18 protein-coding genes are annotated in these 21543 nt (G+C 38.1%); 10 read left to right on the top strand and 8 right to left on the bottom strand.

Annotation, left to right across the window (positions count from 1 at the left end):
• The first annotated feature begins 1 nt into the window (after nucleotide 1).
• Nucleotides 2-2647, top strand: a complete 2646-nt coding sequence (locus tag D0T08_RS14120) for an SbcC/MukB-like Walker B domain-containing protein (RefSeq protein WP_116983296.1) — start codon at nucleotides 2-4, stop codon at nucleotides 2645-2647.
• A gap of 90 nt (nucleotides 2648-2737) precedes the next feature.
• On the top strand, nucleotides 2738-4198 hold the full coding sequence (locus D0T08_RS14115; protein WP_116983295.1) for a S41 family peptidase: 1461 nt from the start codon (nucleotides 2738-2740) through the stop codon (nucleotides 4196-4198).
• A gap of 34 nt (nucleotides 4199-4232) precedes the next feature.
• Here the strand turns inward: D0T08_RS14115 and hemC are convergent, their stop codons facing one another.
• From hemC to D0T08_RS14100, 3 genes are read right to left on the bottom strand one after another with little or no spacing between them, the layout of a single operon-like run.
• Entirely contained in the window at nucleotides 4233-5177 is a 945-nt protein-coding gene (hemC, locus tag D0T08_RS14110; protein WP_116983294.1) for a hydroxymethylbilane synthase, read from the bottom strand.
• A gap of 6 nt (nucleotides 5178-5183) precedes the next feature.
• Nucleotides 5184-6290, bottom strand: coding sequence for a DNA polymerase III subunit delta' (gene holB / locus D0T08_RS14105; RefSeq protein ID WP_116983293.1), 1107 nt, complete (start codon nucleotides 6288-6290; stop codon nucleotides 5184-5186).
• A 20-nt stretch (nucleotides 6291-6310) separates the two neighbouring features.
• On the bottom strand, nucleotides 6311-7528 hold the full coding sequence (locus D0T08_RS14100; RefSeq protein WP_116983292.1) for a putative sugar nucleotidyl transferase: 1218 nt from the start codon (nucleotides 7526-7528) through the stop codon (nucleotides 6311-6313).
• Between the two features lie 132 nt (nucleotides 7529-7660).
• On the opposite strand from D0T08_RS14100, the gene D0T08_RS14095 reads away from it, so the two are divergent.
• Together D0T08_RS14095 and D0T08_RS14090 are read left to right on the top strand one after the other, a co-directional pair.
• Nucleotides 7661-8524 carry an SDR family oxidoreductase gene (locus tag D0T08_RS14095; RefSeq protein ID WP_116983291.1) on the top strand — a complete coding sequence of 288 codons (864 nt, stop codon included), beginning with the start codon at nucleotides 7661-7663 and terminating at the stop codon, nucleotides 8522-8524.
• Nucleotides 8525-8561: 37 nt separating this feature from the next.
• Nucleotides 8562-8936, top strand: coding sequence for a glyoxalase/bleomycin resistance/extradiol dioxygenase family protein (locus tag D0T08_RS14090; protein ID WP_116983290.1), 375 nt, complete (start codon nucleotides 8562-8564; stop codon nucleotides 8934-8936).
• Between the two features lie 73 nt (nucleotides 8937-9009).
• Here the strand turns inward: D0T08_RS14090 and D0T08_RS14085 are convergent, their stop codons facing one another.
• The 3 genes from D0T08_RS14085 to D0T08_RS14075 all read right to left on the bottom strand — a co-directional run bounded on the left by D0T08_RS14085 (nucleotide 9010) and on the right by D0T08_RS14075 (nucleotide 12048).
• Nucleotides 9010-10197: a PQQ-dependent sugar dehydrogenase gene (locus tag D0T08_RS14085; protein ID WP_116983289.1), complete on the bottom strand. Its 1188-nt coding sequence runs from the start codon at nucleotides 10195-10197 to the stop codon at nucleotides 9010-9012.
• Between the two features lie 115 nt (nucleotides 10198-10312).
• Nucleotides 10313-11017, bottom strand: a complete 705-nt coding sequence (locus D0T08_RS14080) for a LytTR family DNA-binding domain-containing protein (protein ID WP_116983288.1) — start codon at nucleotides 11015-11017, stop codon at nucleotides 10313-10315.
• On the bottom strand, nucleotides 11017-12048 hold the full coding sequence (locus D0T08_RS14075) for a sensor histidine kinase (protein ID WP_116983287.1): 1032 nt from the start codon (nucleotides 12046-12048) through the stop codon (nucleotides 11017-11019). Before D0T08_RS14075 ends, D0T08_RS14080 begins: the two co-directional genes overlap by 1 nt.
• A 379-nt stretch (nucleotides 12049-12427) precedes the next feature.
• Between D0T08_RS14075 and D0T08_RS14070 the strand changes: the two genes are divergently transcribed.
• The gene (locus tag D0T08_RS14070; RefSeq protein ID WP_116983286.1) at nucleotides 12428-13702 is read left to right on the top strand and encodes an Hsp70 family protein; all 1275 of its coding nucleotides are present in this window, start codon (nucleotides 12428-12430) and stop codon (nucleotides 13700-13702) included.
• A 131-nt stretch (nucleotides 13703-13833) separates the two neighbouring features.
• Complete coding sequence (locus D0T08_RS14065) at nucleotides 13834-15099, top strand: tail fiber domain-containing protein (protein WP_116983285.1); 1266 nt, start codon at nucleotides 13834-13836, stop codon at nucleotides 15097-15099.
• A 41-nt stretch (nucleotides 15100-15140) separates the two neighbouring features.
• On the opposite strand, the gene D0T08_RS14060 is transcribed toward D0T08_RS14065, so the two are convergent.
• Both D0T08_RS14060 and D0T08_RS14055 read right to left on the bottom strand, forming a co-directional pair.
• Entirely contained in the window at nucleotides 15141-16445 is a 1305-nt protein-coding gene (locus tag D0T08_RS14060; protein WP_147322776.1) for a hypothetical protein, read from the bottom strand.
• A gap of 7 nt (nucleotides 16446-16452) precedes the next feature.
• Complete coding sequence (locus D0T08_RS14055; RefSeq protein ID WP_116983283.1) at nucleotides 16453-18771, bottom strand: TonB-dependent receptor; 2319 nt, start codon at nucleotides 18769-18771, stop codon at nucleotides 16453-16455.
• 91 nt (nucleotides 18772-18862) lie between these two features.
• On the opposite strand from D0T08_RS14055, the gene D0T08_RS14050 reads away from it, so the two are divergent.
• The 4 genes from D0T08_RS14050 (at nucleotide 18863) to D0T08_RS14035 (ending at nucleotide 21484) form a co-directional block, all read left to right on the top strand.
• Nucleotides 18863-19117, top strand: a complete 255-nt coding sequence (locus tag D0T08_RS14050) for a hypothetical protein (protein WP_116983282.1) — start codon at nucleotides 18863-18865, stop codon at nucleotides 19115-19117.
• 24 nt (nucleotides 19118-19141) lie between these two features.
• The gene (locus tag D0T08_RS14045) at nucleotides 19142-19429 is read left to right on the top strand and encodes a hypothetical protein (RefSeq protein WP_116983281.1); all 288 of its coding nucleotides are present in this window, start codon (nucleotides 19142-19144) and stop codon (nucleotides 19427-19429) included.
• Nucleotides 19430-19434: 5 nt separating this feature from the next.
• Nucleotides 19435-21045, top strand: a complete 1611-nt coding sequence (locus D0T08_RS14040; RefSeq protein WP_116983280.1) for a PepSY domain-containing protein — start codon at nucleotides 19435-19437, stop codon at nucleotides 21043-21045.
• Nucleotides 21046-21223: 178 nt separating this feature from the next.
• Nucleotides 21224-21484: a SemiSWEET transporter gene (locus D0T08_RS14035; protein WP_116983279.1), complete on the top strand. Its 261-nt coding sequence runs from the start codon at nucleotides 21224-21226 to the stop codon at nucleotides 21482-21484.
• Nucleotides 21485-21543: the final 59 nt, after the last annotated feature.

The raw sequence follows: 21543 nt of genomic DNA, 5'->3' as shown, positions 1-21543 counted from the left end.
GATGATACCTCAACATTTAAAGATAAAAGGTCTTTATTCTTATAAAACTGAACAGGAAATTGATTTCAACAACCTGACGAGTGCTTCTCTATTTGGCATCTTCGGCTCGGTAGGCAGTGGTAAATCTTCCGTACTGGAGGCCATTATGTTTGCGCTCTATGGTGATACTGAACGCCTGAATAAATCGGGCGATGATAGGTATTATAATATGACTAACCTTAGCTCTGACGAGTTGATAATTGATTTTACCTGTCTGGCCGGAAAAGAAGATAATAAATATAGATTTTACGTAAGAGGCAGAAGGAATCGCAGGAATTTTAAAGAGGTAAATATAGAACGTAAGGCTTATCAGTGGATGGACGATAACTGGAGCCCGATTACAACTGATGATGTAGCCGAGCGGGTAATTGGTCTAAGCTACGAGAACTTCCGCCGGACGGTCATTATCCCCCAAGGCAATTTTCAGGAGTTTATAGAACTCAAGGGCAAAGAACGTTCGGAAATGATGAAAGTACTTTTCGGCCTTGAAAAGTTTGACTTATTCGAAAAAAACAAGCGATTAATAGAGCGAAACACATCAGAATTAAACATAGTTGATGGGCAATTGCTAAGTTTAGGCGAAGAAACGCCCGAAGTGATTGAACAAAAAGAACACGATTTAAAACTCAAAAGAGAGTTTAGCAAAAGTATAGATATAGAATTGCAGCAACAACGCAAAGAGGAAAAACAGCAGGAAGAGCTACTGAAACTATTCGCCAATTTAAGCAATACCACTCACAAATTAGAAGCACTCAAAGAACAGGAAAAATGGTTTAAACAACGCGATGAAAGGCTAAAATTATACGAAAAGTGCGTTATCAACTTTAAATTTTTATTTGAGCAGAAGATAGCCAAAGAGGTAGATTATAAAAGGGACAAGGCAGAAGCAGAAAAAAATCAGACAGTATTAACACAAAATCAGCAACGCTTACAAACTCTTCTGAATGAATTAAACGCAATAAAGCCTGATTACGATAAACGCGAAGAATATCTGGCTAAAGCGAAAGAATTAAGTGTGCTGAAAGGCTTAAACAACCTTGATAGAGAAAAAAACACACTACAAGATAGAATCACTAAGGGCAAGGAGATGCTCAGGGCCAAAGAAGAATTGATTCAAAAGTTAATTCAGGATAAAAATATACACGAGCAACAACTCGAAAAACGAAAGCTGGAACTCAAAGAACAAAAAATAGAACAGAAAATTGATGAAGAACTATTACACCTGAAAGTGCAGAAATCGCTTCAACAATTTGCTGATGCCTTAAAAGATAGTGAACCTTGTCCATTATGTGGTTCTTTGCATCATCCTGATGTGTTAAGTTCAAATGAAGATTTTGACACTAAAATCAGACAACTGACTGCCAAAAAAGAAAGTCTACGGGCAGAATTAGAGTTGGCTGGGAAGACCACGAAAAAATTGGGCTTAGACATCGAAAGAGAGAATGTGGAGAAAACAGACAAATTTGAAAGAGGCCTGAATATCCTGACCGAACAATTAGCAGGTTTTGAAGGGCAAAAAACCTCTCTATTAAATCAATTAAGCCTGTTCCATTGGAAAGATTTTGAAAATACAAACCTTGAAGAGATAGAGGCCCAACGCTTGCAAATAGAAACCACTCACAAAAGAATTGTAGAAACCTTTAACCGTTTGGATGAAGAGCATCGGAAGATAGAAGGAAACATCAAAGGTATTGAAGGCAGCCAGAAAACACTTCAGGCAAACCTTGAAAACCATGCAAAAGCATTAGAATTAATTCAGCAAAATATAAATAATCAACTGAAGATAGATGGTTTTGAGTCGGACGAAGAGGTATTAGCCATTCTGCGGCAAAACTTGTTGATTGATAAAGAACGCAAAGAAATACAGGCATTCCAGACTGATTTACAGGCTACCCAACAAGCTTTCGAACAATTGACCAAAGACGCTGAGGGCAAACAATACGAACCTGAAAGACATACTTTAATTCAACAGGCTATCAAAACCAATGAAGTCAGATTCAATGAGCTAAAGAAAGAAGAGGGTAGTCTGGAAAAAGAGATTGAAAATGGAAAAGAGAATCTGAAAAATAAACAAAGATTATTAGCCGATAAGAAAAGATTAGAAATCAGAAAAGATAACCTAGATACGCTCTACAAACTTTTTAAAGCCAATGGGTTCGTAGATTTCGTTTCGAGTATTTATCTCAAAAATCTTTCACATGCTGCCAACGAACGTTTCCATCGTATGACTCGCCATCAATTGCATCTGGAAGTAAATGCCGATAATGATTTTGAAGTAAGAGACTTACTGAATGGTGGCAAAACTCGGCTACTCAAAACCTTATCGGGCGGACAGAAATTTCAGGCGGCTTTATCTTTAGCGCTGGCATTAGCCGATAATATCCATAATCGCGTACAATCTAAACATAATTTTTTCTTCCTGGATGAGGGTTTTGGCTCCTTAGACCGTGAATCTTTATTGATTGTTTTCGAAACTTTAAAGTCTCTCCGTAAAGAAAACCGTATTGTCGGTATCATCTCACACGTAGATGAATTGCAACAGGAAATACAAACTTATCTGAAAATCGAGAATACCGAAGATGGCAGTAAAGTATTTCCAAGCTGGTAATCATTTTTAGGCACGATTTTAGCAAAGAGGTTTATTGTATCAATAACCCATTTTAAAGGCATATAACGTGCTTTTACCGTGCTAAAATCAATGAAGAATCAGTTAATATTAGCCTTTTTTGCGCTACTGAGTAGTCATGCAGTTTTTGCTCAACAAACCTGCCTATGCTCTCAGAACTTCGATTTTGCCTATCAGAAATTAAAAGATAACTATGCCGGTTGGTCTGATAAAGTAAGGCCCGACAACCAGACTGCTTTCGACCAGCTATCTGCCGAAATCAAAGAAAAAGCCAAAGGCATTACCAACGACCGAGAGTGCTTCTATCATCTGAAAAAGTGGTTCGATTTTTTTCAGGATGGCCATGTATTCATTACCCCTATCACTCCTTATACTATCGATGATAGCCCCGAAGTGGTAGCTACCCGCGCAAGCAAAGTTCCGGTATTATCCTACAACGAGATAAGTTTCACACAATACCTGAAAGAGAATGAGGGAAAACTGGATAATGCAGAGGGAATATGGGAAAGTGATGATAAAGCCTATAAAGTAGGCATCTTAAAAGATAAAAAAGACCCTAAGAAATACACAGGCTTCTTATTAGCCGACAGAGATGCCACCTGGAAAACAGGCAAAGTAAAGTTTGAAATGACTCAGGTCACGCCTTTACGCTATACAACAAAATATTACTACGCTGATTTTTCAACTGAAACGAGTTTTACAAGGGAGGTAAAGAATTTTCTGATTATGGAAAACCTCTACAAATTCATTAAGGTATTTCCGATTCCGAAAGAAGAAGTGAGTGATGAGGATATTAAACAAAGAATTGTTGATTTCAGAATCGAACAATTAGACAATGAAACGGCCTTATTTGTGCTTCCCCCTTTTACATTAGTCAATGGCCCGGAATACATCAAGGAAATGATTAGCAGCAACAAGCATATCCTGGATAATTCGCCAAATCTGATTATTGATTTAAGGAATAATCCTGGTGGTGATGATGCTGCCTATGAATCTTTATTTCCTTATATTAATACTAGTAGTATAGTAAGAAAGGGAGGTGTATTCCGTTCAACCTTTGAAAATACTGTTTCCGTAAGACATGAATTAGAAGCAATTCAGAGTTACCCTGCCTATAAAGAACGTCTTTCTCCTAAACTACAGCAGGTATTGCGATTAATGGAAGCAAATGGCGGAAGATTTGTGAACGGGCCGGATAAGGAATTTCCTTTAGCAAGCGTAGCACCTAATCCGAAAAAAGTAGCTTTTCTTGTCAATAAAAATACAGCCAGCACGGCAGAACAATTTATTCTGGAAGCGAAACAAAGTAAGAAAACCATAGTTTTCGGCGAAAATACAAAAGGTTTAGCCGATTATATAGAAGTAAGAGACTGGGGTATGCCTTGTTATGGGTGGCGGGTAGCTTTTGCTCTGGCAAAAAGCGCACGTTTGCCACAAAATCCTATAGATAATGTAGGTATCGCCCCCGATGTTAAAATCAGTGAAAAAGAAGCCGATTGGGTTGAATTTGTCAGGAACTATTTAAAAAAGTAACAAAATGCCCAATCCTATAATTGGGCATTTGCTTTTATTGCGCTAATCCTTCCCGGATATTTTTCAGAATCTCAATCCCTCCGTTAGCTAATACATTTTCGGCTACTCTTACGCCTAATCCACTTGGGTCATCGACAGAACCTTCTTCTATGACCTTTATTAATTTTTGTCCATCTAAACTGATCAATCCGGCTGTCATTTTCAGATGAAGTCCTCCATCCTCATTTTCTTCAAACGTGACTCTACCAAATGAAGGGATTGAACATCCTCCCTGCAATCTCTTCAGATAAGCCCTTTCTGCCCGAAGACATTTTTCTGTTTGTGCATCATTGATTAACATGCCTATCATCAATCTCTTCTCATCTTCCAACGTTTTGGCTGCCTCAATCGCTACACATCCCTGCCCTACCGGCGGCACGAATTCACCCAATGAAAGATGCTCTACAATCAAATCATCATAATTCATCCGATGTACTCCTGCATAGGCTAACAATAAGGCATCGCATTGTTTTTCTTCTAGTTTACGTAGGCGTGTCTGCAAATTACCACGCATATCAACTATCTGAATATGCGGATAATAATGCTTCAACATAGCTACCCGACGGGTTGATGAAGTACCTACCACAAAACTCTCACCACTTTGTAGTGATAAGTTCTTATTATAGCTTACCATCACATCATTCACCTGCTCGCGCTCTGTAAAGGCAATCAATTCTAAATCAGAAGCTAATTCGGATTGTAAATCTTTAGCTGAATGTACCGCTATATCAATCTCACCGGTGCGAAGCTGGTCTTCGAGTTCCTCAGTAAAAACTCCCTTGCTCCCGATTTTTGATAAAGAGCGATCGAGTATTTTATCGCCTTTGGTTTCGATAATCACTATTTCTGTCTCTACTCCCTTGGCTTTGAGCTTATCTTCTACATAGTAAGCCTGCCATAAAGCCAGTTTACTCCCGCGAGTCCCGATTTTTATTTTCATAATCTATTATCCTTTCATCATTAACCTTGCTATAATTAACGAGATGTCTAAAAACACTATTTTAGCCCTGGCGTTTCGCTCCAGATGAAAATGCGATTCGCTGAGCACTTCTGTGATCTGTTCTAAATTATTGAGATTGATAGCCGCTGAGAATTTCTGTACAAAAATCAGTTCATCGTTCTCTAATCTGATAAGCGATTCTCCTCCATTCCGGTACAGAAAAATCTCTCTGAATATGCCCAGACCATATTCCAACATTCCTTTCTGCTGCTCTTTGCTTTTAGCATCAAATTCATCAGCCATAGGCACCAGTTTCTGCAGATTCAGGGCATAACACATACGCATCCAATTAGCAAACCAGGCATGGTCATCATCTTCCGACTTATCAACAATCTCTAAAGCCCTATGTAAATTACCCTCTGATAGAAAGGCAATCTGTTTAGCTCTTTCCTGCGAAATATCCTGATACTTCAATAAATACTCAATAATTTCAGCCTCCGAAAAAGTCCTGACTGCTACTCTTTGCGTACGAGAGATAATAGTAGTCAGTAAGCGCTCCATGCTATTCACTATTAATAGAAACAGCGTCTGCTCAGGGGGTTCTTCCAGAATTTTAAGCAGAGCGTTAGCTGTCGTATTATGCAAGCATTCAGCATTCCAGATAATCACAATTTTATAACCACCCTCATATGATTTCAGCGAAAGTTTCTGAATTAATTGTCGGGCTTCTTCAGCAGGTATATTCCCTTGTTTTACGCCGATTTTCTCTAGCCAGTCAGATAAATTACCGAAAGGGGTTTCTTTCACAAAATCACGCCATTGCGGCATAAAGTTTTCAGAAAGTACACTTTTACCGCCGGCTGTCGGGAAAAGATAATTAACATCAGGATGCGCCAGCTTGCTCATCTTTATACAACTTGGGCATCGGCCACAGGCATCATCAGCCTGTTTATCTTCACAATTCACATAAGTAGCATAAGCCAACGCCAATGATAAGTTTGCCGTCCCCTCATTTCCATGAAATAGCTGGGCATGCGCCACATGGTTATTGGCTACCGTACCAATAAGCGATTGTTTAATATCAGAAAGACCTGTGATTTCACGAAAAAGCATAGTGCAAAGTTACGAGATTCTTACCAAATAGAAGACTCTGTATCGTGAATGTATTGAAGAATTTGCAGGTCGGTTCCTGACAGTTGTTTATCTCTCCGTTTCATGGTTTCGTTGATTACCTGCATGGCTTTATCGAATCGGTAAAGCGCATAACCTGAATCTACGCCTCCCCATTTAAAAGACGGAATATGCTTATCCTGAAAACCTGCCCCGAAAATATTGGAACATACTCCTGCTACCGTACCTGTATTGAACATGGTGCTTATACCTGCTTTGGTGTAATCACCCATGAAAAGACCGCAGAATAGTTCACCGCTTTTCTCTAAGCGATTAGTAACATAACTATAAAGTTTTACATCAGAATAATCGTTTTTAAGGTTAGAATTATTGGTGTTGGCACCTAAATTACACCATTCTCCTATGACCGAATTACCCAGAAAACCATCGTGTGCTTTGTTACTATAAGCCGATAGAATCGAATTACCAACCTCACCTCCTGCTCTGCAAAAAGGCCCTAGTGTGGTATTTGCCCGCATTTTAGCGCCCCAAGCCACAATACTTCCTTCATCAGCAGAGAATGGACCAATAATAATTGCTCCCTCCTGAATAGTTGCATTCTTTCCGATATATACAGGGCCGTTTTCGGCATTAATAATAACTGCCTTAATACTTGCTCCTGCTTCTACAAAAACATTTTCAGGAGCATAGATACGGGTAAATGGGTCTGTAATAGTCTGTGATTGTCGGCCTTTGGTAATTAATGGAAAATCAGCTTTTATCTGGTCGCCGTTTTTCAAATAAATATCCGGCAGATTTTGTATGATTGTTGGCTGAGGGCCTAACAGATTTTGTGCGATTGTTGATTGAACATCTAAAAGTTCTACAGTATTAAACGAGGTATAATCAATCGGGAAAGTGAGTGTCTGAGAAGTTCTAATAGCTAAAACAATACCTTGATTAATTAATTTTTCTCCGTCTTTTAAGTGGTGGATTAATCTCAGAATACTAGAATTGGGGCAGACACTTCCGTTGATGTAGATATTATCGTTGGTGCTGATATGTGTAAATTTCTCTTGCAGGTAGTTTTCGGTCAGATAGGAAATGGTAGTTTCTAATGTCTTTTCCCATTTCTGGCCAATGGTCAGAATCCCACACCTGATTCCGGCTACGGGCTTGGTAAAAGTAAAGGGTTTCAATTGATTTCTTATCTGAGCGTCATCAAAAGCAATGTAGTTCATCTTATTTTCTTTAGTTTTTCCTGCGGTAAAGATAAATAAAGTTTTCCCTTCATCTAAATTTTGTTTGCCTTGAGGGACTAAATCAGATAACTTTGACTCGTCGTCAAATATCTCTTTTTATCGCATAACCTTATGAAAAAGATAGTAGTTTTTGGTTCAACAGGACTGCTTGGGAAACCCGTAACCAAGGCATTAATTGATGCAGGATTTGAAGTCACTGTAATGGTAAGAGATTCAACCCTTGCTCAAAAACTCTTCCTGAAAGCGCATATCATTCAAGGAGATTTAAAGAATGAAGCTGATATAGAAAAAGCTATCAAGGGTCAGGATGGCATTTTTCTAAGCCTATCAGTAATTCAAACTGAAAAAGAGAATGAATTTCATACAGAGCAGCAAGGCTTAGATACTATTATAAAGGTTGCCAAAGCTCAAAATATTAAACGAATAGCCTACCTTTCATCTTTAGTCCATCTCTACCAGGGAATGAATGGTTTTGATTGGTGGATATTCAGAATCAAGCAGGAGGCCGTCAGAAAAATCAAAGAATCTGGCATTCCTTATACTATTTTCTATCCTTCTACTTTTATGGAAAGTATTGCCTACCAGTCAAGACAAGGCAATATGATTGCGATCGGCGGGAAATCTGAATACCCGCTTTATTATATCGCTGCAGAGGATTATGCCAGACAAGTAGCAAATTCCTTTAAGATTCTCAAAGAGGAGAGCAGAGATTACGTCATACAAGGCCCGGAAGCTTTCACGCAAGAGGAAGCAGCAAAGTATTTTATCAAACATTATAAAAAAGAGAAACTCTACACCATGTGGGCACCTATGTTTATGATGAAAATTATGGGCTTTTTCATACAGAAATTTGACTATGGATACCATATTGTAGAGGCTTTGAATAAATACCCTGAAAAATTTGAAGCTGCGCAAACATGGGAAGAATTGGGTAAACCGACAATTAGTCTCAAAGAGTTTGCAGAGAGCATTTAACCCTGAAATAATGTATCCACTATAAATACTAAAGGCGATGGCACAATGTGTTCCTTTTCTGAAAGTGAAAGATTTAGATGCAACAATGGCATGGTATGGAAATATTGGTTTTATGTGTACCGCTACCAATCATATTTGGGAAGCTCCTCAGGATTATGGCCTTAATTGGGCTGAAATGGCATGGCAGGAGGCTACTTTTATGCTTGGTATAGACGAAGAAGAAGGTATTTCAGAGAAAAAAAATATCAGCTTATGGTTTAACGTTGATTCTGTTGATGAGATTATCGACAACTTAAAAAGCAAAAATATTCCGATGAATATTGAGCCCGAAACATTTTACGGAAGAAAAGTAGTTTCGTTCGTTGATTTAAACGGCTTTGATATATCTTTTTTCTGCGCATTAGTTAGGTAGCATATAAATAGAAAATCCCCTAATGATAAGGGGATTTCTACTTTAATTACAATTTATTTTACTTAACTAAAACTTACTTTTTCGCGATTCTATATAACCTCCCCTGGTCTGTAATAGCGTATAGCGCTCCATCTTTGCCTTGCGTTACATCACGGAAACGTTGATATTCTTCCGAAAGCAAACGCTCCTCACCTACCACTTTATCGTTCTCAATTACCAGACGAGCAATGTGCATACCGCTTAAGCAACCAACGAATAGATTGTTTTTCCACTCAGGAATCAAATCTCCACTATAGAACGTCATCCCGCTTGGTGATACAGACGGGTCCCAATAATAGACTGGTTGCTCCATTCCCTCTTTTTGCTGAATCACATCACCAATGGTTTTACCGCTGTATTCAATACCATAAGTAATAGTAGGCCAGCCATAGTTTTTACCTGCGCGCACATGGTTAATTTCATCACCACCTCTCGGTCCAAATTCATTGGAATAAAGCTCTCCCGTTGTCGGGTGAAATGCCAAGCCTTGCACATTACGGTGTCCATAAGAATACAATTCAGGTTTCGCCCCTTCTTTCCCCTCGAATGGATTTCCGGCAACAGGCTTGCCATCAGTTGTGATATGAATCACTTTGCCTAAACTTGAATTAAGCGCCTGCGCTTGCGGACGAGTTACCATATCCGAGCGTTCGCCTGTACTAATGAACAGATTTCCACTCTTATCAAATACTATACGGCCACCATAGTGTAATGTACCCTTGTGGGCAGGTGTTGCACGATAAATAACTGTGGCACCCTCAATTTTCGATTCATCAGCCGATAGTTTTCCTTTCGCTACGGAAGTATGTGTTCCGCCTTCTACATTTTCTGAGAAAACTACATAAACCATTCGATTTTTTTCAAATGCCGGGTCGATAGTAATACCCAAAAGACCTCCTTGTCCGTCTGAGTTTACGGCTGGTAAGCCTGTGATAGGTTTGCTTAATTCTCCACTGGTTTTGGCAATACGTAGGTTGCCCGCTTTTTCTGTAATAATCAATCTACCATCCGGAAGACTATTTACACCCCACGGAGAGGTCAGTTTTTCGGTAAGCACTTTAAATCCAAAAGCGGTTTTGGTTTTTATGCCATTAGCTCTGGTTTGTCCGGCAAAAGCTGGTTTATAAGCTGAGTTTGGCGCTTTTGTTTCTACAGGGGCTTGAGCGTATGAAACATAAGTTATCGTACTGAATAGGAATGAAACTAATGCTACTTTTTTCATATAAATGTTTAAATTAAAATATTAATTTTTGGAACAAGGCACATGGAGAACGGAACAAGGAACAAGAGAATGGAGAAAATTTTTCCTTTTTCCGTTCTCCTTGTTCCTTTCTCCCTTATCCTCCCATTTTATTCAGAAATACCTGCTTATACATCCGGCCGATGGGTATTTCTTGTTGTTGAATTTTCAAGGAATCGTTATTATAAGTACTGATTTTATCAATAGCTACAATAAACGATTTATGTACTCTGATAAACTTTGATTCAGGTAATTTAGCCTCCATATAACCCAATCGCTCATACACTACATATAGCCCCTCATTGGTAAAAACCTTGATATAGTCCTTTAATCCCTCGATATACAGAATATCATTCAGAAATACCTTTACCTGATCTTTATCGACTTTCAGAAACAAATAGGCTTGATTAAAAGCATTCGGCTCGGGATTAACCGCCTTGGTTATCTCCTGAAAGTGCAGGAATTTAGAAATGGCCTTTAAAAACCGTTCCTGACTGATAGGCTTTACCAGATAGTCGAATATCTCTAAATCAAAGGCCTCCACTGCATATTCGCGAAAAGCGGTTGTCAGAATCACTTTAGGCTTTTTGTGCAAGGCTTTCAATAAGTCTAACCCCGACATCTTGGGCATCTGAATATCCAGAAACAATAAATCGACTTCGTTGCTTTGCAGATAAATAAACCCATCGATAGCATTATCAAACAAGCCAACAACCTCGAAGTCGGGCAGAACTTCGAGGTAAGCCTTGATAAGCTCTCTTGCAGGCAATTCGTCATCAATGATTAAACAGCGGTAAGCCATTATTCAAATACTAATTTTAATACCACTAAAAAACTATTCGCTTCACTATAGATTTTAAAATCATGCTTGCCGGGATATAGTAATGCCAATCGTCGTTCTACATTACTTAAACCTAAACCTCCATTATGCAGTTTGGGGCTTTGCGCATCAGGCTCTACACTGTTTTCAACCTTTACAACCAATTCATTCTTTTTCACAGAAATATCAATTCTCAGCCACGAGGGCTTAATAGAATTATTCACCCCATGCTTAAAGCAATTCTCAATAATAGGTAGCAACAAAAGCGGCGGAATCAGAATATGATTAATGTTATTATAAATATTAAACGATATATCCACCTTATCACCGATTCTTATTTTCTGTAAATCAACATAGTTTCTGATATACTTCAACTCGTCTTCCAAAGCAACCTTTTCTTTCTTCGAATCATACAAAGTATATTCTATCAGATTGGATAGTTTGATGATTTGCTGCGCTGTTTCAGGACTTTTCTTAAAGGCTTCGGCGTAAATACTATTGAGCGTATTAAAAATAAAATGCGGCTGCACCTGAGATTTCAATAGCTCTAACTCGGCAGCGGTCTTTTCTTGTTTAAGGTCCTGAATAGCTTCTTGCTGCTTATACCAACCCCGCATAAAATAGAACATACTATAAAGAAATACGAGAAAGTACAGGTTTACAAACTCATATAGCAACTTAGGAAAATAAAGATACGGACTTGGATAAGGGTGTGGCTCTATATAGGGATAGACGTAATAATAATTAATAGCCCGCTTCAAAAAAACAGAAACAATGACCACGAAAATTAAACCTACCCAGAAAATGGTCTTCCGGTCTGTCAGAAAGTATTTTTCAAATAAGATATGAATTGAAAGATAAGAAACCATAAATGCCGCTGGCATATAAACGCAGGCTTTGATAAGAGAGGCATGATAGTTTTCGGTCATAGCGCCTCCACCCAACCATTCATATAAAAAGTAGAGTATCCAGAATATCAGATTGAAACGTATAAAAGTCTTCTTATCAATCATTCCACCTGCGGTAGTGTTTCTGGGCGCAAATATATCGGCTATTTTTCGTTTCAGAGGGATATTGCTGTGAATTTAGACCAAGCCGTTTTTTTAGCGACAAACGCCGTTGGTGTTAGGTAAAATATAACTCAGATTTAATAGATCCATTTTTGTAAAAACGTATTCTATGCGTCTTTCCGGGTTTATAGAATCCAACAATTATAGTTTGAAGGATAAAACCTATAGACATTAGCCTCATCTCCACAGACCAATGAAGACGCCATGCATCGCGCGGCGAACCGATCGTCTCTACAAACATTTTATTTCACTCTGGGAAACTTTTTCCATCAATTTAGCTGTTGTTCCTTTCCCCATTAATATTTCACGGAAATTTTCAATCATGAGTCAGTTTATTTACGGAATTGATTTTGGCACGACCAACTCTGCCCTGGTAATTCTTGATACTAAAACCAACAACGTTGTTAAATTATTCACTACCCCTTCACTATTGTTTTTCCCGGAAACTAAAAGCGCACGTGAAGAAATTACTTTTTCAATAGGCAATGAAGCCATAGAGCGCTATGTGGAAAACCGAAGACGTGGACGCTTTATGAAGTCTATTAAAAAGGTATTACCAAATAAAAGCTTTATAGATACGGTTATCGGTTATAAAAGATACAAGGCTGAAGATTTGGTATCATTGATTCTGATTCATCTAAAAAAACAGGCGGATGAATTCTTAGGTGAAAATGTTACGACTGCCGTCATCGGTCGTCCTGTAGTATTTGATGAAAATTCTGAAAAAGATGCCTTAGCACAAGAACGCTTATCAAAAGCCGCACGAATCGCCGGATTCACCGATTTTTATTTCCAGATGGAGCCTATCGGGGCTGCCTTCACCTACGAGCGCCAGATTAAAAAAGAAGAATTGGTATTAGTAGCCGATTTTGGCGGTGGAACTTCTGATTTTTCATTAATGCGTCTGAATCCTGAAGCCGTTAATCAGGCTGACAGAGGGGCTGATATGATTGCCCAAGGCGGTATATATATCGGTGGCGATAGTTTCGATTCTGATATTATGTGGCATAAAGGCACTGGCCACTTTGGCAGAGGCGTAAAAGAAGAAATAACCCCCGGTAAATTAATAGACTTGCCTTTGTCTTACTTCCAGAATATCTGCTCATGGGAGAAAATGAACTTTCTGGACACGCTACGTATGCGAACCAATATCAGTAAATCTTATGGATTTACCGGTAAAAATCCTAAAGTCAAAAACCTTTTGACCCTGATTGAGGATAATCTGGGATACGTTCTTTTCAAGCAGATAGAAAAAAGCAAAATGGACCTCACTTATAACGATGAAACTTCTTTTGAGTTTAATCAGAATGAAATCGATTTCAAAGAATCTATTACGATAGACGATTTCGGACAAGAAGTCATTAATAAGAATCTGGATAAGATTGAGGAATACCTGATGGCATTTTTAGAAAAATATCAGATTAGCCAGGAAGATATTGACGTTATTTTCATGACGGGTGGTACTTCTATGGTAAGACCTTTGAAGAATATTTTCACCAGGCGTTTTGGTGAGCATAAGATTAAATCAGGCGATAATTTTAATAGTGTAGCTATGGGATTAGCTTATAGTTATAAGGTCGTTTCGGCACAAGCCTGATAAAAAATATTTATAAAGCTGTTTTTTATGCAGGAGGCCACTCAATAAATTAATAGATTGGTTTTCTGGCAAATACTTTTATTTAACTAAACAAACCCCTTACTTTCAGTCAGTTATCAATACATACTGACATGAGAAAATCAATTTTACTTCTTTTTATCAGCACAAACCTGGCTTTTTCGCAAGGCCATTATTATCTGCATAATAATTCCAGCAGCGTTACTATTCTACCAAGCCAGATAAGTGCCAAACATCCTTTGGGAGAGTTTAATACGGCCGTAGGAGAAGATGCCTTAAGAGTAAATACCCGTGATGCCAATACAGCAGTAGGCCGTAGGGCCCTTTATAATAATGCCAGTTCACCAGATATGGCTGGTGATAATAATACAGCAATAGGGGTTTATTCATTGTATTCTAATACGAGTGGTAATTCTAATATAGGCATTGGTAATAATAGCCTGTATGCTAATACCATAGGTTATTGGAATATTGCTATAGGAAACAATTCTCTTGATGAAAATGTAGGAGGTTATTTGAATGTAGCGGTAGGTTACGACGCAGCTGGCAAAGTAGCAAGCACTAATTATAATACAGCCGTGGGCACTTATGCTATGCGTTATGCAACCGGAGGTTTTAACACCGCCTTGGGTGGAAATACCCTGGCGGGCAATGGTAATGGCGGTTTGAATGTAGCGGTTGGTTATGGAGCTTCACAAGGAAACACCTCAGGCTCTACTAATGTATCTATCGGACATCAAGCCTTATTTTCAAATACTTCTGGTAGTGGGAATGTAGCCATCGGACAACAAGCCGGATATAGCGAAACAGGCAGTAATAAATTATATATTGATAATACCATCTCGACAACACCTTTAATTGGGGGGGATTTCTCAGACAGTAAGGTTGGGATTAATCGTTCAATGGCCAACCTTGATGCAAGGTCTGAGAATTTTCAGGTACAAGGCACTGCTTATATTACAGGCAACCTTTGCGCCGCAAGCTATAACTGTGTATCAGATTTACGTTATAAAAAGAATATTACTTCTCTACAAAACTCTTTAAATAATGTGTTACAACTCAGAGGTGTTAATTATGACTGGCGCATACAGGAGTTCCCTGAACAGTCATTCACAAATCAACGCCAGACAGGCTTTATCGCACAGGAATTAGAGCAGTTTTACCCCGAAATGGTAACAACTGATGCTAAAGGTTTTAAATCTGTTGATTATGCCCGTCTAACACCCGTTCTGGTAGAAGCTATTAAAGAATTGAATGAGAAGATATCGGCCTTAGAAAAAGGAAATGATACACTTAAATCAGAGAATATACAATTGAAAAAACAGAATGATTCTTTTGAGGTTCGTTTGCAGAGTCTGGAGAAGGAGAGGTTGAAATAAAACTAAAATCCCCATTATTCGATGGGGATTTTAGTTTTACCTTATTTAGTCAATTTTATCAAATTAGTAGCTAAACCTCCTGCTGTTAAATCAAATAGCTTTTTACTTGTTCCGGTGGCTGGGTCATGCTCATAATAGCCATTCATTTTTAAATCTTCGTTGTAGGTTTGCAAATACACTTTTCCATCATGAACACTGGTACTTGGATAGGCAAAGCCTGCAGTCAGTGGAATATCTGTTATAATGGTGGCCGTTTGAGCATTTAAATCCAACTTAGCCCACCGTTGATTAGCACCATAAAATGCCAGTTTTCTCAATTGCGCATATTCTGTTTCTGTAATTGTTCCGGCAGCTAATTTACCAATTAAGGCTAATAAAGCCGGAGGGTCTTGCTGGCCTGAGATACAGGCATAAGCAATACCATTTGAATAATATACACCGCCAAGAATCAATTGAAATAATAGGTTAGTTTGCCCGATTTTATCAACCGGATTAAACGCATAATTAAGGTCAAACTCAGTAGTTCCTACCGGAATCTTTAAGATTTTCGGTCTTGAACTTTTTCTTGAATTTGGCCCTACTTGTCCGTCAAGACCATATTGTCCTTGCGTAATCACGAATATATTGCCTTGCTCGTCAATCAAAGGATTCTCCATTCCTCTTGAAATCGGATACGTGGCATTCGGGAAAGTCAAGGTTTTTTCCCATTGATTTGTACCCAGGTTCACTACTTCAGCATATACATCTAAGGCATCATAAAACGCGCCTGTATTAAAGTCGTCAACCACTGCAAAGAGGAATAGCTTATTATCTTGTTTTCTATAAACCAGATGCGAATAGTTTTCTCTTGAAAGGCCCGTAGACTTCGCTTTCGACATATCTACATCAGCTATTTTCTGCATAGTAGTCGGGTTGAAAAGGGTTACGCCTTTTTTGTCCCACGTAGTATATACGCCCAGATTATCAGAAATAATTAATACCTGATTCAGCCCTGTCAATAAAGGCAATGAAGCCACTTCCACTACAGTTCCGGTTTGTTTTGAAACCGCCAGTTTCGATAGTACGTTTTCTCCTTTCAGGTTATTGCTGAATATAAAGTTCTTCCATACGGCTCTTGGATAAAAGTAATTATAGCTCGATTTAGTAGTAAGGTCAATATTACCCGATGGCACAGTAGGATAATAACCTGCAAAATAGCTGAATCCGGCAGTAGTTTCTGAAGTGGAGGCTACCAGATAACCATCCTGATAATAAGGTGATTCTTCGGCCGGATTGGTAGGTTCATCCGACTTACAGGCAATTACAAAACTGGCTAGTAAGGCAACAAATAGGAGTTTGATTTTCATTGTATGTTTAAAATTTAGATAATTCATAAATCAGTTTCGCGTTGAAGTTTGTACCCGCTCTTGGTACCAGGAAGTTATCGTACAAATCGGCATTTAGTACATTGAGCACATTGATGGAAGCAGTAAGATTTTGCTTTGGAAATTTATAAGAGCATCCCACATCGACTCTGTGCTGCACAGGCACAAAGGAGTCAGGAGTAGTTTTAATACTATTGTCTTTACCTATCAGGATATGGTTGAAAGGTGCTACATAATTGTAGAAAGCATAAACTCTGAAAAGCGCGTTTTTAATACCAAAGTTATTCTTCTGCCAGGCAAACTCTACATTACCAAAGAAATTCGGGTTATTCGGGAAAGCCGCCCCTAGCAGATATTGATTCATGGGGTCTTTTACTTCTGTAAAATTTTTACGCATAAACGTAATATTGGTGCTTAGGCTAAAAGCTTTATTATATCTTACAGTAGCTTCACCCTCTACACCCAGCGTTCTTACCTGATCAGCGTTTTCATAAATTCTTGCAATGCTGGTTCCCAGAAATATAATATCATTCTGGCGGCGATAGAAACCATTTAAGGTACCTGATAAGGTGAATAATCGGTCTGATTTATCTAAATAAGAAATGCCTGCATTCAGGTTATTGCTACTCTCAGGCATCAGGTTAGTATTGCGAAGAATATCTGCGCCATTCCCTACAAACTGATAAAACTGAGGAATCAGAAAGCCTTTTTCGTAGGAAGCACGAGCAAACATGTTATCATTAATGTCATATTTGAAGCCTACATTCCAGCCCCAGAAACCATCTTTTTTCTTTACCATTACAAAAGTGTTATTCTCTGCACCGTTAAGAATAAAGTCAAACCTTTTGATAGCCGCAGAAAAAGTGAGATGAGAGAAATAAAGGCCTTCATATTGGACACCTGAGATATTTTTAGTTAAAGACTGTGGTATACGCAGATAATCTTTCTCAATGTTTTTCTCTAAATAATCTATGCCTTTCAGACGCTGATAAGCATAGAGATTAGAAGCCAATAATTTATGTTTCGGCGCTAATTGAACAATCAGACTGCTTCTGTTAATCAGACTACGACTATAATTATCTGTCAGTTGTTCGCCAGTATATTCGCCGGGAGTACTAGTTCCTACTACTTTTCCACTCCAGCTATATACGTTAGTCGTGGTATCCCTGTAATTCAATAACTGGTCACTGAAATTGCCAATAGTTCTGAAAATCACTTTTTCATTCAGGAACGATTTATCGTATTTAACAGTCGCCGCTATATTCTCAGCATGATATTCAACTTCTCCATAAGGAATATGTGTTATTCTGGCTCCATTTTGCAATTGTTTATAACCTTTTGAGTAGTTAAGCGTCAATCGTAATTCATCTGCCCACGACTTGCTATGTACTCCGGCTGTAATACCACCATAGAAAAACTGAAATTTATCATGAAAGCGTTTTACTTTTTCTACCTTATTGGTTTCATAAACCAGGGCTTTCATGGTATAATCATTATCTGAATGATTATAAGCTGCTGAAAGATTCAGAAAGTAGTTCTGTTTATTAGTCAGACCCAGATTAATATCGGCCAGATGTGTATTAAATGAGCCTGCATTATACGAAGCTCTCAGACTATTATGGGATTTCTGCTCAGTAATAATATTGATTCCACCACCTAATGCATCTGTCCCTACATCAACAGGTAAAACACCTTTATAAATATCCAATCGCTTTACATTACCAAGTGGCAGGGTCGAAATATCGAAGTTAGGATAAAGCAGTTCCATCGGAATCCCATCAATATAAACCCTGATGGCATCTCCCCTGATACCATTAATAGATATATCCGAACGGTCACCCAAAGAACTTGAGCGTCGGATTCTTACACCCGACACCCGGTCTATTACATCAGTCAGCAATACATTTTGGGTAATCACATTCTTTATTTCAATACTTTTAATAGCAATCGGCTTGGTTTCCTGCATTCTGCTTTGCCTTTCCTGAGTAACCACTACCTCCTGTAATTCAGTATCTGTGCTTTTCAAGATAAATTCTTCGAACAAAGAAGACCCATTTACTCTAACAAACTTTTCAACAGTCTGAAAACTAATAGAACTAGCTATCAGCACATATTCACCATTAGCAATCCCTTTGATTTCAAACTTGCCACTGCTATCACTTAGCGCAGCTTTATTTGTACTTTTTAAAGATACACTTACATAGGAGAGAGGCTCTCCTGAAACACCTTTTATCTGACCTTTGATAGAAAAATTTTTTGCAAGCAGATAATAGGGTATAAGCAAAAATAAGAATATAGTTGTTTTCATTCGTGTTTAGTTGAAAACACAAATGTATTATTTTATTTGGATTTAGTCTAAATAAATATAATATTTGCATCATTAAAATTCAAACCATTCTATGATTTCTATCGTATTGATAACAATAGGCACTTTTTTGTACTATTCGAAGTCGAAGTATTTTCCAAAAAGCTTTAAAAGTATTAAAAGTAATTCCTGGATAAATCTTATATTTATTTTAGCAGGTACAGGCTTATTGGTTGTAGACTGGGGATGGGCAAGTGGAGTCTTGCTTGCCCTATGTATATATATGTTGGCTATTGTTGCCTTACAACTAGCTTTGGTTGTCAGAGAGCGTCTCAGCAGTAAATCCTAAACTATTATTTATCTTATTACTATAATGCCTGCCAAAAAGGAATATTTAACCAGCCCCGGACAAAGAGCTATTAAAATCGCAACTGCCATTTTAGGCGGATATTTTCTATCAATTACATTTCATCTATTCATTGCTACTTTATTACCAACCGATGGGCGGGATATCGTGATGCTTACCTCGACATTTACACTATTCTTGTTGTGGGGCATCCTGATGATTCTGCCCTTTTTTTCTAAAAGTGCCTGGAAAATATTGGGCTTATATATATTATTAACTATTCTTTTTTCAATTATCATCTATCTTACTCGCTGATTATCATGAAACTAGGCGGACTACCCAACAGAGCTTATAATATTGTATTTCATACCCATACTGTTTCGGGTATAGTCATCAGTTTCGCGCTGTATGTAATATTCTTTGCGGGTGCTTTTACTCTCTTTCGTGATGAATTTTATCAGTGGGAAGATGCCAGGGCAAGAAAGCCTATTACGCAATCGGTTAATTATGATGCTTTGGTTGAAACTCTGAAAAAAAAGCAGCCAAATTTTAATCTGGATGATGATATGTATTTGTATATGCCAACGAAACACAAACCACGAGTAGGTTTCTTTGGACATACTACAACCAAAGATAAAAATGGAGAAGACCATTTTCATGGAGAGTATTATCCACAAACCAATGAATTAAATATAGGAGAGCCGCCGACTACTATTGGAGAGACACTCTATCGTCTCCACTTTTTCGATCAGGTTCCTTTTTATATTGGCCGATATGTTTCCGGCTTTGTAGCTCTGTTTTTTCTATTTGCTGTATTGACAGGTGTGCTGATTCATTGGAGAAATATTGTCAGCAAATTCTACGGCTTCTCTCTAAAAGGCTCACTCAAACAAATCTGGACGAGTTCACACACAGTTTTTGGCTTATTAGGTTTGCCATTTCAGCTGATGTATGCCATTACAGGGGCTTATTATATCCTTTCAATTCTAATCTTATTACCTGTAGTCTTTCTCTTCTTCGGTGGCGACCAGAAGAAAGTCTTAGCCATGCTAAGGCCTAACGATGCGGTTGAACTCAACGAAAAATCTCCTTTTTCTAATGAAAACATCAGTATCAATCAAACCTTAGATAATATCAGAGCACAATATCCGGGTTTTGAGGTGCAGACAGTCAATATCAAACATTTTAGCCGTGAAGATGCGCTCTTGTCTGTTTATGGCAAAGACCCATCCTATTTTTCAGGAGACGGTGCTTTGGCTATCGGTTTGAAAGATGGTAGAGTATTAGCAGAAATGATGCCCGGCAAGAAAACCTATGTTCAATCAGTACTATATGGCATTGCAGGCGTACACTTTGCGACATTTGGAGGGATACTATTAAAAATTGTCTATTTCTTCTTAGCCATTGTTACCTGTTTTGTCATAATCAGTGGCGTATTATTATGGAAAGAAGCTCGGAATAAGAAAAACTATACAGTTAAACAAAAGCTATTTCATCATAGAGTAACTATGAGTTACCTGGCTATTTGCTTTGGCTTATTTCCTGCAGTACCCATCTTGTTTATGGCCGAACGATTTATTCCGGGCAGTTTAGCTAACCACGCTTCATTAGTAAATACTACCTTTTTCTTATCGTGGCTATTTTTCACCATCATTGGTCTATTCTGGAAAACAGAAGCAAATCTTACCCGCAATTATCTATATGTAGGAGGCATTCTTTCTTTAGTCGTACCTTTAGCCAATGGCCTTACCACAGGTGATTGGTTCTGGAAAACATTTGCCAATCAACAATACTTTATTGCAGGCACAGACTTGGCGTGGCTGGCAATTGGTGTACTATGTGTAAGCATAGCTTTCAGATTCTGGAAAAAGCCAGTAGACAAAGTGGTATCAGCCGTAGCTTACGAAGATGAGGCTATCGCAAAGAGATAATATTGACAATTGCTATTGAGTGAATAAGGTTTTTATAAAAATTGTACTATACAAAGTATTACCTGTGATTATTAGGTAAAATGAACTGATGAGTATAATTTTTCCGTTATTTTAGCAGATATGATTCATTTTTAGAAAAATACCTATCTGAATCATACGAGATTATCGCTAGAAAATTATGGAAACCTTAGGATACATAGCGGGCATATTAACAACAGTTGCTTTTGTGCCGCAAGTACTACAAATCTACAAAACCAAATCTGCTAAAGATGTGTCTTTGGCCATGTTCTTGATTTTTACTTTAGGAGTAATCATGTGGCTGGTTTATGGCATTAAAGTAAATGCCTTCCCGGTTATCGCAGCTAATGGCGTAACGTTGATTCTTGCTTTAGTTATCTTGTTCTTCAAATTTAAGTACAAAAATCACTCTTTAAAGTAAGAGAGTTTACTTCATCTTTTTTAAATCAAAATTTTATTTCAATTTTGAGCAGGCATTTT

It is taken from the genome of Emticicia sp. C21, assembly GCF_003418935.1.
Classification (GTDB): Bacteria; Bacteroidota; Bacteroidia; order Cytophagales; family Spirosomataceae; genus Emticicia.
This window is presented reverse-complemented; position numbering and strand designations above follow the sequence as displayed.